Raw genomic sequence first — 16,559 nt, 5'->3', positions numbered from 1 at the left:
CCCAAAAGTAAGAAATATACGGCACTTTCGAAAACCCATAAAAAAGGGGCAAGGCGGCCCACACCCCGGCAAAGTCAAAAAATGCGAACCCAAAAAACACCTAAATCCCCAACCTGTCAGCCCTCAGCAATAGAAATGGTGCAAGTACATGTGAAAAAGAATGGTTAGCTTTACATTGATGATTATCTCTGTGCGGCATTTTTAACAACCTTTCTATTTGAAAACGATTCAGCCATGAACCAGTCAACTATCCCGGGTTATCTTAAAGTACTTTCTGTGTTATTATTGATCATCGTGGTTGTGTTTATCATGATCCTGGGTAGAAGCTTGCTTATTCCACTTTTTTTGGGTGGGTACATCGCCATGCTTATGATTCCGGTATGCAACTGGATGGAATCGAAAAAACTTCCTAGGACGCTTAGTGCCGTAATCGCCTTATTAGGATCCATTACCGTCATTGTGGGAATCGTTCTTTTGGTGATTCTACAGGTTAAGAGCTTCGCCAAAGACTTTGAAGACGTCACCGATCGCCTCAATAACTACCTCGCAGACATAGACCGGATTGCCACGGATACCTTTGGCGCAGATTTAGGGGTAAAAGAAGGCGTGGACAAATCCCAGTTGTTTGACCTGCTGGAATCAAACAGCGAAACGGTATCCAACTTCCTACTGGGCACCATTGGTTCCCTTTCCGGGGTTGTTCTGGTTCCGGTTTTTATCTTTTTTATGCTTATCTACCGTGACCACCTGGCCGAATTTATCGCCAAAATATTTTCAAAACATGAGAATGAAGACGTCAAATCAAAAATCCGTTCCCTAAGGAAGGTAGTACAGTATTATATCCTAGGGGTCCTTAAGGTGATGGCAATTCTGGCGGTCCTAAATACGGCTGCCTTGTATGCCATCGGCGTAAAGCATGCCCTGTTCTTTGGCTTGTTTGCCGCACTGTTGAACATCATCCCATATCTTGGGCCTTTTCTGGGCGCCATTCTGCCCTTCCTTTTTGCATTTCTAACGATGGATGGACTTATCTATCCGTTTGCAGTGGTCGCCTCCTTTACGGTGATTCAGCTGGTTGAAAGCAACTTCCTGACCCCCAATATAGTCGGCAGAAACGTAAACCTGAACGCGCTCGTGACGTTTGTGGGGCTGCTGGTAGGCGGTGCAATCTGGGGAGTGGCCGGAATGATCCTGATCATTCCCTCCCTTGCCATCATGAAGCGAATTTTTGAACTAAGTGAAAGCACCAAACCCTTTTCCTTTTTGTTTGGAGAAGAAGACCAAGTGAAAAAATAGCATGACGCAAAAGCCAAAGTCACTTCTTTTCCTTTCCTTCCTGCTACTAGCACTGTTTGGAAGCAGCTGCGACACAGTGGAGAACAAAAAAGGTAGATTTCTACTCAAGGGAAACGGGAAACTCCAAGAAGGAGACCTGCAGGGGGCCATTCGGTTTTACGAGGAAGCTATTCGTCTGGACAATTCGTACGCAGATGCGTTCTACAACCGGGGAATTGCCTATCAGCGGCTTGCCAATTTCCAAAGAGCTATCGGCGACTTTGAAAAAGCCCTAGAGGCAAATCCGAACTACGAAGACGCCCGCTACCAAAAAGCCGTTGCGCATCTCGACTTTGGGGAAAATTACCGGGCGTTAGAAGAGGCGAAGAAACTAACCCAAACGGAGGAGTATGCGGCAAAGGGATACTTTATACTTGGGCTGACCTACGCTGAGCTTTCCGAATACGGGCAGGCCCTAAACGCGTTTGAGATGGCCATCGAACGGACTCCGGAAAATGTGGATCTGTGGGTAAACCGAGCCACTATCAGGTACTATCAAGGTGACTATGGTAAAGCCCTTTCGGATCTCGCACAGGCAAAGCAACTGACTGACAGGGAACCAAACATCTACAATTTATTGGGCCTGATAGATTTTGAAGCAGGTAAATACCAAGAAGCACTGGAAAATGTAGAGCTCGCCATCCGACTGAACCCAAACCAGCCCTATTACTACAACAACAGAGGGCTCTTTAGGTTGTTTGACGATCAATTGGAAGAGGGCCTTGCAGACATCAACTACAGTCTAAGTGTAGATCCAGCAAATTTGCATGCACTACGAAACAAAGGGATCTACTACTACCTAAAAGGCGAGAAAGAGTTAGCAAGCCAATACCTGCGGGAAGTCGCTGCAAAAAACAACAAAATCCCCATGGTAATGGAATACTTGGAGAAGTTAAACTAAGAACCAACCATTCTTCCCATTTCCCGAACCCTCATCGGCATCGCATCGATTACACCAAAAAGTTCATCCCAATCCGGGAGTGACCCTTCCCTGCGCATTTTGGATCCGCCATCTTTTCCAATCAGCACCCAGCAAAGATCCTTGGAACCCAACACATATTTCTTTCTTAAGAATTCCCGATACAATGGCTCGAAGGTATAATCGGAATTGGATAGCACACTGTCTTCAAACACAAAATACAACAAATCGCGCTCAGAAAAGGAAACTAGCAGGCTATCGGATACCTCCCAAAAAAAGGAATCGGGCTGCTCCTCTGGAGGGAATACAAACAACACCCTGTGCTTCCACCTGAGATCCTCCAGAGTAATCGTGTCAGCATACAGCACGAGGAGGAACACAACCAAACCGAAACCCTTCATAATACATGTATCTAGTGCATCTTAACGAAGCTAAAACCAAAAACAAGCTATTTTGGTTTCCTAAATTAAACTATTTAATGGGTATCTTAGTAAAATTTTATATAAATTAACCTAATTATTACTATTTAATAATATAATAACTAAACTTTCCTTAAATGGCCTTCGCAGGTCTTTCCATGCGCTATGGGGAGCAGCTACTAAATAGCAGGAGTTTCAGCTCACCGTGGATCCCGGCTTTACCGATTGATGGGGCTGAAGCAGCTTGAGACTTCCATCGGCATCCTCTGCCATCAGAATCATTCCTTCAGATTCGATGCCTACCATCTTTCGAGGTGCCAGATTGATCAGCATCACTACTTGACGGCCCACCAGTTCCTCAGGCATAAAATGCTCTGCCACACCACTCAACACCGTTCGTCTATCAAGACCTGTATCCACTGTCAGCTTAAGTAGTTTTTTTGATTTTTTTACGGGCTCTGCCTCCAAAACCTTTACAATGCGGATATCCAGTTTCGCAAAATCATCGTAAGTAATAATATCTTTCATCGGCACCGCTGCGGCATTGTTTACTTCATTTTGCTTTTTGGATTCCAACAGCTTTTCAACCTGTTTTTCCACTACGACATCTTCTATCTTTTCAAACAAAAGCCCCGGATCATTCAATGGACTACCGCTGTCCAGTAAGTCGCGCCGTCCGGCTTCTTCCCATCCTACAGGTTTCAAGCCAAGGGCCTGCTTAAGCTTGGCAGCCGTAAAAGGTAAAAATGGCTCTGATACGATGGCAAGGGAAGCTGCAATCTGAAGGGCCACGTTTAATAACGTACCAGTTCTGACAGGATCCTTTTTGATCTCCTTCCAGGGCTCCGTATCCGCCAGGTATTTATTGCCAAGACGGGCCAAGTCCATCACCAAACTAAGTGCCTCCCTAAACCGGAACCGCTCCATTGACTGGGCTATCCGATCCGGAAATGCCTCCAACTCCTTTAAAACCTCTTCATCGTAGCCAAAGTAACCGCTAGGAGCCGGTATACTCCCTTCAAAATACTTTTGGGTAAGGACCACTGCCCTATTGACGAAATTACCGTATACCGCCACTAGCTCCGAATTATTTCTCGCCTGAAAATCCTTCCAAGTAAAATCATTGTCTTTCGTCTCAGGCGCGTTTGCAGTAAGCACATAGCGGAGCACATCCTGCTTACCGGGAAATTCCTCCAAATATTCGTGTAGCCAAACAGCCCAATTCCTGGACGTGGATATTTTATCCCCCTCCAGATTCAAGAACTCATTGGCCGGTACATTTTCGGGGATAATAAAATCACCATGGGTTTTCAGAATAGCCGGGAAAGTGATGCAGTGGAAAACGATATTGTCCTTACCGATAAAGTGCACAAGTTTGGTTTCCTTATCCTTCCAATAAGGCTCCCAGTCTATTCCTTTCTCATTGGCCCACTCTTTCGTAGACGAGATGTAGCCGATCGGCGCATCAAACCAAACATAAAGCACCTTTCCAGCCGCATCGGGCAGGGGAACAGGAATGCCCCAATCCATATCACGTGTCATGGATCTTGGCAGCAGGCCATCTCCTGCTTCCAACCAGCTGCGGCATTGACCCAGCACGTTATTCTTCCAGTCGTCTTTATGGTCTTCGAGTATCCATTTTTTCAGAAATTCGCTATACCTCCCCAAATCCAAAAACCAGTGCTTGGTTTCTTTTAGCACAGGTGTATTTCCACTCAATTTTGACTTGGGTTGGATCAATTCAGTAGGGCTTAGGGAGGAACCGCACTTTTCACACTGATCTCCATAGGCCCGCTCAAAGCCACACTTGGGACAGGTCCCCTCGATGTAGCGGTCTGCAAGAAACTGCCCCGCCTCCTCGTCATAGTACTGTTCTGTAACCTGTTCTACAAATTCTCCCTTGTCGTACAGATCCTTGAAAAGCTGAGCGGCTGTCTCGTGGTGGATAGGTGCAGTGGTTCGGGAATAATGGTCGAAGCTGATGCCAAAATCCCGAAAGCTGGCTTTCATCTGTTCATGGTAACGATCTACCACCTCCTGAGGACTGATGCCCTCGTTCTTTGCCTTTATGGTAATGGCCACACCGTGTTCGTCCGAACCACATACATACGCCACATCCCTTCCCCTCGAACGCAGGTAACGGACGTAGATATCGGAAGGAATATAGCATCCCGCCAAATGGCCGATATGAAGAGGGCCATTCGCGTAGGGAAGTGCTGAAGTAACCGTGTAACGCTTGAAGTTCTTTTCGCTCATAGGGCACAAAGATAGGCAAAATTGCTTTTTCGTACCCCCGGCGAAATAGATTTATGGCGGCTAGTCGTCTATTGCTGCACCCATCATCAGCTTGAATTTCCATCCAGTCTGATCCCCGGTGCCTCCTTGGGTTTGTTTTAGGATCACGCCAATCAGCCGCTCTTTGGGATCGGCGAAGTATTGGGTATTGAAATAGCCGCCCCAGTTGAAAGTACCTTCGCTGAGGTCTCCTCCCCGGCCCTGCCCTTTTTCGGTCAAAACACCAAAGGCCAAGCCATAATGTGCATTGCCTCCACCATATAGGTCTCCGACGTGGTTGGCCATGATGATGTCTACCGTCGTCCGGCTGAGGATCCGCTTTCCGTTCAATTCTCCTCCGTTTAGGTACATTTGAAGGAAGGTCGCGTAATCCTTGGCAGTACTAGACAGGCCCGCACCTCCTGAATAAAACTGCTTGGCTCCTTTTATGGGATAATCGACTTCGTAAAACGTATCGGGATAATTTCTCCAGTTCCCGTCCACGCGCTGTTGGATGGATACCAGTCTATCTGCCTTTGAATCAGGGAGGTAAAACCGTGTATCATTCATTCCAAGTGGGTCAAATAGCCGCTCTCGGAGGAACTGGTCAAACGACATTCCGGAGACTACCTCTACAAGATATCCCAACACATCCAATCCCATGCTATAGGTATACTTTTCTCCGGGATCATGGTGCAGGGGAAGCTTGGCCAGCTTCATCACTACGTCCTTTATTGTGACAGGCTCTGTCGTAAACAAATCAGTGGTGCCAGCCTTTGCGTACAGCATCTTCATCCGCTCGTCCCCGTCTATCACGCCGTAGCCTAGTCCGGAGGTATGGGTTAGCAGGTGCCTTATGGTGATTTCGCGGATGGCAGGACGGCCCACAAAACTGGTATCGACGAAGCGAAAATTCTGAAGTACCTGAGGATTCTTGAATTCGGGAATAAATTTCGAAATAGGGTCATCTAAGCGGAACTTTCCCTCCTCCCACAGCATCATGACCGCGGTAGCGGTAATCGCTTTGGACTGCGACGCAATCCGGAAGATGTCGTCCCTTTTCAGCGGTCGGGAGGAACTGGCATCCGCGGTGCCAAACGCCTTGTGATACACGATTTTTCCGTCACGGGCTATGAGGGCAACTACACCCGGAATGTCTCCGTCCTGTACCGACTGGGCCAGCATGGCATCTATCCGCTGAATGCGCTCCGGCGACATGCCCACACTTGCCGGGCTGGCTTCTGTGAGTGGGGGAGATTTTTTGGCCGTAGCCGTCTGGGCCTGGGAGAAATGATACGGCCAAGAGAACAGTAAAAGGATCAAGCTAGACCTATAGATGGTCTTGGCAATCGGCCGCGTCAGAAGTAATTGGGGTACGTTCATTGGTATAGGATATAATTGGGTGGTTTTATGGCGTTCATTCTTAGGTACACGACGAGCTGTCCCCTGTGGTGGGCAATATGGTCTGCTGCAAGCAACAGGAACTGCCTACCGGTGCGCTGCAGTTCACCGTAGCTGTTTGTCTCGGAAAGCCGGGCTGGATCTGCGTTTCGTATTCGCTCGGCGGCTTTATCCATTTCGCGAACCAAAACAGCCTTAATTGCCTCCTTATCCAGGCCTGCCGCTTGGTACTCCTTCACCCGGTAGGGTGTATTCAGGCCCTCAAACCGGCTGGCGATATGCCATTCCACGGTAACAGCTATGTGCATCAACTGCTCCGCGAAAGTCATTTCCTCCTCGGAGGGTCTAAAATCATACCGCTCGGCGGGCATAGCATCGGCCATTGCCACCAGATAGCGCTTGGATCCGTCCCATCTCTCCAAAAACTCCTCGACGAAGGGATCGCTTTGAGCGTGGACGGACAGGGCCATCAAACAAAAAGCGGTCATAAAAAACGCAAGGGAATTCCTGTTCATGTCCAATTGTTTGTGAAAATTGGGTATTTTTAGCAAATTTTACGCGTAAAATCCGGTTAAAATAAACATTTATTATGAAGCAACCCATTTTCAGAACGTTATTTTCGGCATTATTTTGCCTGTCGGCCTTGTATGCAACCGCACAAAGCGGTGTACCCGCCGACTGGAAACTTGGCAGTCAGGCCTATACCTTCCGGCTGTTCAGTCTGGAAGAGGCTCTTGAAAAACTAAACAGCATTGGGGTAAAGTACGTGGAACTCTACCCCGGACAGAAAATCTCCAAGTCGGGTGAAGCTACCACCGCATTTACCGCCAGCCCCCAGGAACTGAACCAAATAAAGTCCCTTTTGAGCAAATACGACATTCAGGCGGTGGCTTACGGCGTGGTCAGCCCCAATGACGAGGACTGGCCGAAGGTCTTTGCCTTTGCCAAAGCATTGGGGATTGAGGTGATCACCACCGAACCTCGTGCCAACCAATTTGACCTGATCGAAAAGCTTTGTCAAGAGCACAAAATAAAAATTGCATTGCACAATCATCCCGTGCCGTCATTCTATTGGCATCCTGAGGTGCCCGCCAGACTTTTGGAGGGTAGATCTGAGTGGATGGGGGTATGTGCCGACATAGGCCACTGGGTCCGTTCCGGTGTAGATCCCATTGAAGCACTGCAGCGTTTGGAAGGACGCATCCATAGCCTGCACATGAAAGACCTAAACGGGCGAGGAATCCGGTCGGCCCACGATGTGCCCTGGGGCACGGGCACCTGTAACGTGGCAGGTGTGTTGCATGAACTAAACCGACAAGGTTTTAAAGGGGTATTTTCTGCGGAATATGAGCATAACTGGGAAAACAGCCTGCCCGAGGTAAAGGAAAGTATGGACTACTTCAAGCGGGTTTCGGCGCAATTTTAGCCCACCCCTTGGAGGATCACCCCCATGGTTATCAGACTTTGTGATGGAAAGCGGGATACCCTTCGTTCCATTACAAAGTCTGAATAAAATATTTTGCGCAAAGCACCAATTTTTTAGAAAGTTATTCGGACTTTTACGAGCAAATAAACTAAAAAATGAATTGCCGCTACAACCATCTTTTTCAGGTCAATAAGGCAGCTGTTGCCGAAAGATATGGCCTGTTTTTTTTCACTGCCCTTACGTTCCTCTTCGCCTGTGGCCCAACGGCAACCCATGAGTCCCCGGGAGGCGAACAGGATTCGTTCCGATTTTTGGAATGGGAGATCGAGGACTTCCAAAAAAGCTACGAAGACGGCTCGCTGACGGTGGAAGAAGTAGTGAGCGCCTACCTACAACGCATAGTGCAAATCGATCAAAATGGACCGACCCTGCGCTCTGTCCTAGAAATCAATCCAGATGCACTTGCTATCGCCAGAGAATTGGACCAATTGGGCAAAAACGGTGGAAAAAAAGGGGCATTGCACGGTATTCCCGTACTGCTTAAAGACAATATCGACACCCACGACGCCATGCATACCACTGCCGGGTCAAGGGCGCTGGAAGGATCCAAACCGCTTCAGGACAGTTTCGTCGCGAAAAAACTACGGGAGGCAGGGGCCGTTATCATCGGCAAAGCCAATCTGAGTGAGTGGGCAAATTTCAGGGGACAACTTTCCAGCAGTGGCTGGAGTGGCATGGGCGGTCAGACAAAAAACCCTTACATCCTGGACAGAAACCCCTGTGGAAGCAGTTCCGGATCCGGTGCCTCCATCTCAGCCAACTTGGCCGTAATGGCGATCGGCACAGAAACAAACGGTTCCATCGTTTGTCCCTCCACCGCAAACGGCATCGTCGGGATCAAACCAACAGTAGGACTTATATCCCGTTCCGGAATCATCCCCATTTCCTATACCCAAGACACGCCGGGACCCATGACCAGAACCGTGCGGGACGCCGCCATCAGTCTCGGAACAATGGTGGGCGTGGATGCCAGGGATAACAAAACCTCCGGAAGTGAGGGCCACTACCTCACCGACTATACCCCATTCCTGAACAAAGATGGTTTGAAAGGCAAAAAGATCGGTTGGATGAAATCCACTGCGGGCGTCAACTACAAAGTAGACAAACTCATGGAAGAAGCCATCGCCTATATGGAGTCCCAAGGCGCAGAGATTATCCCAGTGCAGGAAGTGTCCCCCGCAGGCACCGGTGCTTATTCTTTTGAAGTTATGCTTTATGAATACAAGGAGGGGTTAAACCAGTATTTCCAGTCCCTCGGGCCCAACGCCAAGATAAAAGATATAGAGGAGCTGATCGCGTTCAACGAACAGGATCCTATAGAACTCGCCCACTACAACCAGCACTACCTGGAACTGGCTGCTAAAAAGGGTGACCTGAACAGTCCCGAATACCTCGATGCATTGGAGAATCTCCGAATCAACAGCCAGGATAAGGGAATAGACCGTGTACTGAAGGAGCATAAGCTAGATGCGATCATTGCCCCTACCGGCAGTCCTGCCTGGAAGACAGACTGGACCAATGGGGACTATTATCATTTGGGCAGTTCATCCCCTGCGGCACACGCCGGATACCCAAGTATCTCCGTGCCCATGGGCATGATCGATGACCTTCCAGTGGGGATCTCCTTTTTTGGCACCGCATGGTCAGAGCCCACACTCATTGAGCTGGCCTATGCCTTCGAGCAGGGCACCAAAGCCAGGCGAGCCCCTAAATTCCTCAACCAACACTATTGACAAACCAGCCACGCAGAAAACCAATTTTTACTACTCCTTTTTCGACCAACTGATGAGGCGGATCTGACACTTTAAAATGCTTTTAACCAGTTAGAAACAACTTTATACATATGCGACTTTATTTTACACTTTTACTGCTGTTGGCCGCTATGCCACTCTTTGCCCAGCAGTCCGACCTCAAACGAGAACTATTGGAAATGGAAGAATCCAAACCCGAGTTGATCAGCCGGGGAAGACGCCTCCTATTGGAGCGATTCGAAAGCCGGGATCTAGCGAAAATGGCCGAAGTGAAATCCTTTTTGGTCAACGAAGTAGAAGACCAAAACCACCTGGTCCTGTTTCTCATCGAACGGATACTGGTCAGCTATTGGATCGGCGATTATACCGATGTACTTAGCCACTCCCACGTCATGGAAACGGAAGATTACATTCGGATAGCACAAAAAATAAAACCCACAGGTGATTTCCTAGCCAAAACCTTGATCACGGAATCGCGAAGAGAGCAGCCTGTACTGACCAACAAACTGAAAAACACGCCAGATCTGAGCAGCTTGGAGAAGGAATTCCTAGCCCTAAACTTATTGTATTTGCTGGAAGGGCCCGACTATCCCGAAATCAGCCAGGAAGAGCTGAATTTCTTGGCCGATAAATTTCTCGCCTCTTACCCTGCAAACGACTACGAAGCCTATACCCGGGAATATATCCGGCAGCGATTTGAGGCCTCCAAGTGGGGGTTGAGCGCGGAGTTCTTTACAGGATATGGTGTGTACACAGGGCAGCTGGAGAGCGAATTCAAAAACAGCATCCCCTTCGGCATAGCATTCGACGTCATCTATTCCAATTGGGTCTTGTTTCTCCGCAATTATATAGGCATCACCCGCAACAAGAACGACGTGCCCATTACCGGAGGGGTATGGCCGGCCCGTTCTCAGGCCAGAATGTTTCTTCCTGAGCTCAGCATTGGGTATCGGGTCGCAGACACGCCTACATTTGGGGTCACTCCCTTTGCAGGATTTGCCTGGATGGACTTGGGCCCCACCATACACGACATGCAGCAAAACCAATACTTGCAAGAGGCTGCCCTGACCTTCAGGCGAACACCAACCGTCGGCCTAAACCTTGACATTAAGATGGGCAGCGTAAATGGTCTGGTATCGCCCGGGCAGGAGCAAAGTTTCTGGTTTATCCGCCTTCGCTATGCCTACCAAACCCCGCAGTACGAACGCAAATACAATGCGTATGCCGGATCCCTGCACAACCTTACGGTAGGTGTAGGCGGCACAGGCCGACGGGTAAAAAAAGTCTACTGACCTCTCTCCAGTAACGAAAATGGTGCTTGGAGAGAACGGGGCCAATCTCCGCTACCTCGACTTCTCCAGTGCCCGCTCGATATCTGCAATAATGTCGTCCACATGTTCCAGGCCCACAGAAAGGCGTACCAGACCATTTAGTATTCCTACCCGCTCACGCTCTTCTTCGGTTAGCTTGCTATGGGTCGTGGAGGCCGGATGTGTGACGATGCTGCGGCTATCCCCGAGGTTGGCCGTGACGGTAATCATCTGGAGCTGATCAATAAAGCGCTTGGCCCGCTCCAATCCTCCCTTTAGGGTAAGGGTTATAATACCACCGCCCTGCTTCATTTGCTTTTTGGCCAAGTGGTACTGGGGATGGGAGGGCAAAAACGGATATTTGACAAACTCGATGTCCCTACTTTCCTGAAAATACTCGGCGATCTTCAGTGCGTTGCTGCAATGCCTGTCCATGCGAACCGCCAAGGTTTCCATGCTCTTTGCCAGTACCCAAGCGTTGAAGGGGGACAGGGATGGGCCGGTGTGGCGCATAAAAAACTGCACCTCATCAACGTACTTCTTTTGCCCCAGGATCAAGCCCCCCAAAACGCGCCCCTGTCCATCAATAAACTTCGTCGCACTGTGGCTCACCAAGTGTGCACCCCACTTTGCCGGCTGCTGTAGGTAAGGCGTAGCAAAGCAGTTGTCGACCACCAATAGTAGGTTGTGCGCATTCGCCAGGGCAGCAATGTACTCGAGGTCAATGATCTCCAGGCCCGGATTGGAGGGGGTTTCGATAAAAATCATCTTGGTAGTGGGCTGTATCAACTCCTCCCACCGGTCTATATCCTTGATGTCGCCATAGGTATGCGAAATCCCCCACTTGGGAAAAACCCGGGTCAGTAATTGGTGGGTAGACCCAAACAGGGACCGAGATGCCAGAATATGATCGCCCTGCGACAAAAGGGATGCCATGCTGCCAAACATCGCTGCCATTCCGGAGGCGGTTGTGAGCCCCGCTTCGGTACCCTCAGCGGCGCATACCTTGGCGATCAAGTCACTGGTATTCGGGTTGGCATAGCGGGAATAGATATTTCCAGGGATTTCATCCGCAAACATTTGTCTGGCCTGTTCAGCCGAGTCAAACACAAAACTGGAACTTAGGTAGATGGGCGAAGAATGCTCACGCTGATCTGAAGCAGATTCGGCGATTCGAACGGCCTGTGTCTCGAAATTTTTATAGGACATGAATACTCTGATTAGATACGGTGGAAAATGGATACATGCAGACACACCCAAACGCTGGATAAATCCCGGACGTGGTGCTGCACAAAAGAAGATTATACGGAATGGAAGGAGTCATACTTGCCAATTTATCGTTCCCTCTCGGGCAGGTATTGGCACCTTTCCGCCGGAGGAAGGTTGCCAGAGGTTCTCAGAGCCTGTTCTCTCCCCTCTTCTAAATAAATCAGTTGCCTGAAGTGTACCGCAAAATAAATGCAGCCGGACTGCATATCCAAATATTAAGGGTTAAATAGCGCGCAATTAGGCCAGGTTTTCGGTTGGAATGCCAAAACCGGAAGCCAACTGATTCGCTGGACTTTTCGAATCATAGACTGACAGTCAATCGTCGCGGCCCTATCGCATTCCTAGGTCTGCTCAATGCGGGAAGTAGGATGCCCATAAGGTAGTACCGAAGCGAGCAGGCATTGGATTCCATCAGTGCACAGCCAAAAACTATTCCTGCTTATACGCATGGGAAATCAACTCGCTGATATCGATGTAATCCAACGTCCTTTCATTAGTAGCTTCCAAAACCACAAATGGTGCAACACCTGCTTCGAAGGCTTCCTTCCAACGTAGGGCACAAAGACACCATTTATCTCCTGGCTTTAGCCCGGGGAAAAGGTACTCGGGCCTGGGCGTAATCAAATCATTGCCACGGCTACGCGAAAATTGCAAAAACTCCTCGGTGAGTATCGCGCAGACTGTATGACTGCCCTGGTCAAATTGATCGGTTCTGCAAAAACCATCTCGATAAAACCCGGTCAACGGATCCTTGCAACAGGTCTTCAGGGGTTCTCCAAATACATTCTTAGCCATGAGATACTATTTTTTTGAGACATAATACGCCCAATACATCAACAGGGGATGAATAATTATCAAACGAACCCACGCTACCCACAGGGGAACGCACAGTCCATCGGCAACACAGCCCCCAAGCTGAATAAGGTACACGTGGGAAGGAATGAACAATACCAGAAGAAAGACGATGCCCAACGCTGCCCGTTTGCGGGTTTTACGAAACAATACGCCAAGCCCGACCAAAACTTCCAGCACACCGGAAACATAGTTGATGAGGCCGGGGAATGGAAAATAGTCCGGGATTAACGGCAGGTAGAAACCGGGATTGACAAAGTGGTTAGCACCAGCCACCATGTAGAACAATCCCAAAAGCCATATGGTGGCCTTTCGCATCAATGTAGGGCCCATCTATACTCTGTATGTACCTTTTTCAAAATAAGAAAAAACGGAATCCACCATATCAAATCATTGGTTATCAACGTATAGCCAAAGCTGGCTGGTGCCTCCCCGGTAAGGTAGTTAACCAAAAAGCCAATTGGCCCAAATAGCTTACCCAAAAAGCCTACCGCAACGATAGGCCAATGCCTGTAGGGGTTATAGCTTGCCCACCAATAGCCAAGTCCGTACACCCCTATCACCATACCCATGCCCTGCCATACCATCGGATGGTTGATGGGTTCCATGCCAGTTAGGTGGAAGAACTGCTGGGGGAACAAAACCACCCACGCACCCCATAGTACATTGTATACCGCTGCAAGTCGTAGTGTTAGCATTTTTTGAACAAGTAACAAGGAAACCCTCGCTGCTGTTTTTCGGTTCGCTCCGTTTTGTTGTAGAACACCTAAAAATACATTACCCAATGAGCTCATGTTTTAAAGGGCGGACGCACTATATCCCGATATTCGTGGCAGGTCGCATGGTTGCCCCGGATAGCTATCGGGGCAACCCAGTGTGCGACGGCAACGTCATGCTCGATTTCATAGGTATACTAGCTACCGTTCTTCCTTCTTTCATGTCCAAGATACGATTTAAAATCTCTAAATACTGGCCCCATGTAGCCGTCATATGGCCCGGATGATATAAATTCCCCCATAAATTTTTCGTCTGATAAAGCTCTCAAAAAAAGATAGTGTAGCTTCAAGTCGTAATATTTTGAGGTGTCAGTAGTATCATTCTTATAGAACTCTACCAAACCAACAAGTTCATTAAGGTATTTTTGTTGAAAAAATTTGGGTGGTAAAGCTATTAAGGTGTCAATCCCGATTCCGTCCTGTGTTTCTTTGTATTGGTATTCGAGTAATGTAGTTGGTTCGTATTCTAAATTTTCCGCTTTGGGAAAATGAGAAAGTCGAAAATGTTTGAATCCTTCGTCCGAAACACGAATCGAATCAGTGTAGTATTCTTCCACGACAACCAAAACACTGTCATTCGAGCATTGAATAATTTCAAACGCTGTGCGTTTGAAACCGAAGTTATTTTGAGTGTTATCTATACTGTCAAGCTCATAATAATCACCTTTGTAGCCGCAAAATATGACGAGAATTTTCCCAATTCGAGAATGGGCTATTGGTAAGGCATTTCTGGAAGAAAATACGCCATCTACACAGTTGCATGAAACTTCCATTTTCTCTTCCGCAGTTACTCCACTACTATCTGTTTGAGAGCAGGAGCAGAGTACCGACAGAATTAAAGTAACCATAAGTATGAACTGTTTCATTCCAACGGTGGCAAAAATCGGCTGCTAAGAGATGTGGGGCTATTCGAGGCGATTTCCTGACCTCCACCACAAATGTCTATTAACTCTGCACAGACCTTGAATTTACGATTTAACCCGCGATTGCTTATAGCTTGCGACTAGGCAGATTCCTTCCCGCTTCGCCACAAGCCATAACCAGCTTGCTCGCCCACTTTTTCAGCTTATGGGCTTTGGGCCACGATTTACTGCTAAAGATAGCCCTAAACTACCACGCAAAAAACACCCTGTTCCGGGTATTTCTTACCTATTTCGACGGCTTGTGCACATTAAATCAGGCTACAGCCACCTCCTACGCCTAAAAAAGTACATCATGCCCAGCACCGCCACAAACATCAGCCCCAATACCACAAAGTATCCGTAACGCCACTTCAGCTCCGGCATATAGTCGAAGTTCATCCCATAGACCCCTACAATAAAGGTGAGCGGAATAAACAGCGTCGCGATGATCGTAAGCACTTTCATCACCTCGTTCATCTTGTTCGATACGCTGTTCATATAGAGGTCCAGCAGGCTCGTGGCGATATCCCGTAGCACCTCGATGTTTTCTATGACCTGTATGGTATGGTCATACAGGTCCCGGATAAAAACCCGCGTGCCCTCGCTCACAACGGGTTCTTCCATTTTCTCGAAGCGTCCCACTACTTCCCGCAGCGGATACACCGACCTGCGCAGCAGAATGGTCTCCCTGCGCAGGATATGGAGTCGGCCCAGCGCGGCCCGCGTGGGATTGTCCAGCAGCTCCATTTCCAACTCCTCGTACTGCTCCCCGAGGGTTTCCAGTATAGGGTAATAGTTATCCACCACCGCATCCATAAGCGCATATAGGAGGTAGTCGGCGGGGCGCCGGCGTATCTGCCCCTTGCTTTCCCGCAAGCGCTTCCGCACCCCATCAAACACGTCACCCTTGCGCTCCTGAAAGGTAAGCAACAGATTGCCCTTCAGAATAAAGCTGAGCTGTTCGTCTGTGGTTTCCCGGATTGTCCCATCCATCATAAACATGCGCAACACCACATGCAGGTAGTCGGCATGTTCTTCCACCTTGGGTCGCTGCCCCACGCTCAAGATATCCTCCATGGTGAGCTTGTGGATATCCAACCGTTGACAGATCCGCTCCACGGCATGCTCTTCGTGCAGCCCGTCCAGATTGACCCAGGTCACCGGCCCGCCCGGTCGCAGCTCCGATAGCACCTCCTCGAGGCTGCCGGGAAACGATTCTTCGTACAAATCCGCGTCGTACCTCAGTACGGACATTTCCAAGCGCTCCATCTTCTGCTCCCCGGTGAAGAGTGCCGTGCCCGGAGCCAGCCCTGCCTTCAGTTTTCGCTTTTGTCGTTTCCTTGCCATTCAGTCCTCGCTTACACCAACGATCTCTCAGGGCTTAACTTTCCAGATCTTTTCGGATGCCTCCAGATACAGGGGCAGCGCCGCTGAGCCGTACCAAGGATACAGCGAGGCTTTCAAAAAACCCTCTTCAATGGCAGGATCGCCGGCCAGCCAGCCCTTTACCTGCTCCACATCCGCACTGTCAAAAACAAACAGGCCCCGCATCGCATCGCTATTTGGCCCAAAGGGGCCGGCCAGCAACAGCTTCCCTTCCTTAGCCAGCCGGTTAATGTTGGCCATGTGGCCGGCAAAGGCAGCTGCTACCACCGCCTGATCCTCCGGAGTATGCTCACCGGAGGTCAACAGCACAAAGGTGTACATCTTCATGCCATAATCGTCCGCGCCGAGGGCGTTGGCAAGGGACTCATCGTAGACGCTGTTCTGCTGCTGTGCCTTTCCAAAAAGGGGAAACAGTGCTACCACCAGAAATAACAGTAAATGGACCGTGTTTTTCATATATAATGGACTTTCAAAGCATT

Annotated in this window: 16 protein-coding genes and 1 riboswitch; of the genes, 5 read left to right on the top strand and 11 right to left on the bottom strand. The window is 49.0% G+C overall.

Annotated features, from left to right (window positions below; translation table 11 throughout):
- Positions 1 to 234 precede the first annotated feature (234 nt).
- Together ADIS_RS02385 and ADIS_RS02380 are read left to right on the top strand one after the other, a co-directional pair.
- Positions 235 to 1,296 (top strand): AI-2E family transporter, encoded by a 1,062-nt coding sequence (locus tag ADIS_RS02385; protein WP_010852685.1) that lies wholly within the window; start codon positions 235 to 237, stop codon positions 1,294 to 1,296.
- A 1-nt stretch (position 1,297) separates the two neighbouring features.
- The gene (locus ADIS_RS02380) at positions 1,298 to 2,236 is read left to right on the top strand and encodes a tetratricopeptide repeat protein (RefSeq protein WP_010852684.1); all 939 of its coding nucleotides are present in this window, start codon (positions 1,298 to 1,300) and stop codon (positions 2,234 to 2,236) included.
- Here the strand turns inward: ADIS_RS02380 and ADIS_RS02375 are convergent.
- From ADIS_RS02375 to ADIS_RS02360, 4 genes are all read right to left on the bottom strand, one after another.
- Positions 2,233 to 2,655: a DUF4174 domain-containing protein gene (locus ADIS_RS02375; RefSeq protein WP_010852683.1), complete on the bottom strand. Its 423-nt coding sequence runs from the start codon at positions 2,653 to 2,655 to the stop codon at positions 2,233 to 2,235. The two genes, ADIS_RS02380 and ADIS_RS02375, sit on opposite strands and share 4 nt — an antisense overlap.
- 213 nt (positions 2,656 to 2,868) lie before the next feature.
- Positions 2,869 to 4,929 (bottom strand): methionine--tRNA ligase, encoded by a 2,061-nt coding sequence (metG, locus tag ADIS_RS02370; RefSeq protein WP_010852682.1) that lies wholly within the window; start codon positions 4,927 to 4,929, stop codon positions 2,869 to 2,871.
- A 60-nt stretch (positions 4,930 to 4,989) separates the two neighbouring features.
- Positions 4,990 to 6,330: a serine hydrolase domain-containing protein gene (locus ADIS_RS02365; protein ID WP_081634851.1), complete on the bottom strand. Its 1,341-nt coding sequence runs from the start codon at positions 6,328 to 6,330 to the stop codon at positions 4,990 to 4,992.
- Positions 6,327 to 6,863: a DinB family protein gene (locus ADIS_RS02360; RefSeq protein ID WP_010852680.1), complete on the bottom strand. Its 537-nt coding sequence runs from the start codon at positions 6,861 to 6,863 to the stop codon at positions 6,327 to 6,329. Before ADIS_RS02360 ends, ADIS_RS02365 begins: the two co-directional genes overlap by 4 nt.
- A gap of 74 nt (positions 6,864 to 6,937) precedes the next feature.
- Here ADIS_RS02360 and ADIS_RS02355 point away from each other — a divergent pair, with 74 nt between their 5' ends.
- The 3 genes from ADIS_RS02355 (at position 6,938) to ADIS_RS02345 (ending at position 10,877) form a co-directional block, all read left to right on the top strand.
- A complete protein-coding gene (locus ADIS_RS02355; RefSeq protein WP_010852679.1) occupies positions 6,938 to 7,774 on the top strand; it encodes a sugar phosphate isomerase/epimerase family protein in 837 nt (278 codons plus the stop codon).
- 155 nt (positions 7,775 to 7,929) lie between these two features.
- Positions 7,930 to 9,567: an amidase gene (locus ADIS_RS02350; RefSeq protein WP_010852678.1), complete on the top strand. Its 1,638-nt coding sequence runs from the start codon at positions 7,930 to 7,932 to the stop codon at positions 9,565 to 9,567.
- A gap of 110 nt (positions 9,568 to 9,677) precedes the next feature.
- Positions 9,678 to 10,877 carry a hypothetical protein gene (locus tag ADIS_RS02345; protein WP_010852677.1) on the top strand — a complete coding sequence of 400 codons (1,200 nt, stop codon included), beginning with the start codon at positions 9,678 to 9,680 and terminating at the stop codon, positions 10,875 to 10,877.
- 51 nt (positions 10,878 to 10,928) lie between these two features.
- Here ADIS_RS02345 and ADIS_RS02340 read toward each other — a convergent pair whose 3' ends face one another.
- The 7 genes from ADIS_RS02340 to ADIS_RS02305 form a co-directional block, all read right to left on the bottom strand.
- Positions 10,929 to 12,104: a trans-sulfuration enzyme family protein gene (locus ADIS_RS02340; protein WP_010852676.1), complete on the bottom strand. Its 1,176-nt coding sequence runs from the start codon at positions 12,102 to 12,104 to the stop codon at positions 10,929 to 10,931.
- 122 nt (positions 12,105 to 12,226) lie between these two features.
- Positions 12,227 to 12,326, bottom strand: a riboswitch (SAM riboswitch).
- 267 nt (positions 12,327 to 12,593) lie between these two features.
- Positions 12,594 to 12,959 carry a DUF2237 family protein gene (locus ADIS_RS02330; RefSeq protein WP_010852674.1) on the bottom strand — a complete coding sequence of 122 codons (366 nt, stop codon included), beginning with the start codon at positions 12,957 to 12,959 and terminating at the stop codon, positions 12,594 to 12,596.
- Between the two features lie 6 nt (positions 12,960 to 12,965).
- On the bottom strand, positions 12,966 to 13,349 hold the full coding sequence (locus ADIS_RS02325) for a DoxX family protein (protein ID WP_010852673.1): 384 nt from the start codon (positions 13,347 to 13,349) through the stop codon (positions 12,966 to 12,968).
- Positions 13,334 to 13,714, bottom strand: coding sequence for a hypothetical protein (locus ADIS_RS02320; RefSeq protein ID WP_035804411.1), 381 nt, complete (start codon positions 13,712 to 13,714; stop codon positions 13,334 to 13,336). Before ADIS_RS02320 ends, ADIS_RS02325 begins: the two co-directional genes overlap by 16 nt.
- A 215-nt stretch (positions 13,715 to 13,929) precedes the next feature.
- Positions 13,930 to 14,658 (bottom strand): hypothetical protein, encoded by a 729-nt coding sequence (locus ADIS_RS02315; protein WP_155907070.1) that lies wholly within the window; start codon positions 14,656 to 14,658, stop codon positions 13,930 to 13,932.
- Positions 14,659 to 14,973: 315 nt separating this feature from the next.
- Positions 14,974 to 16,041 carry a magnesium/cobalt transporter CorA gene (gene corA, locus ADIS_RS02310; RefSeq protein ID WP_010852670.1) on the bottom strand — a complete coding sequence of 356 codons (1,068 nt, stop codon included), beginning with the start codon at positions 16,039 to 16,041 and terminating at the stop codon, positions 14,974 to 14,976.
- Between the two features lie 27 nt (positions 16,042 to 16,068).
- On the bottom strand, positions 16,069 to 16,536 hold the full coding sequence (locus ADIS_RS02305; protein ID WP_010852669.1) for a YciI family protein: 468 nt from the start codon (positions 16,534 to 16,536) through the stop codon (positions 16,069 to 16,071).
- Positions 16,537 to 16,559: the final 23 nt, after the last annotated feature.

It is taken from the genome of Lunatimonas lonarensis, assembly GCF_000390185.1.
Classification (GTDB): domain Bacteria; phylum Bacteroidota; class Bacteroidia; order Cytophagales; family Cyclobacteriaceae; genus Lunatimonas; species Lunatimonas lonarensis.
This window is presented reverse-complemented; position numbering and strand designations above follow the sequence as displayed.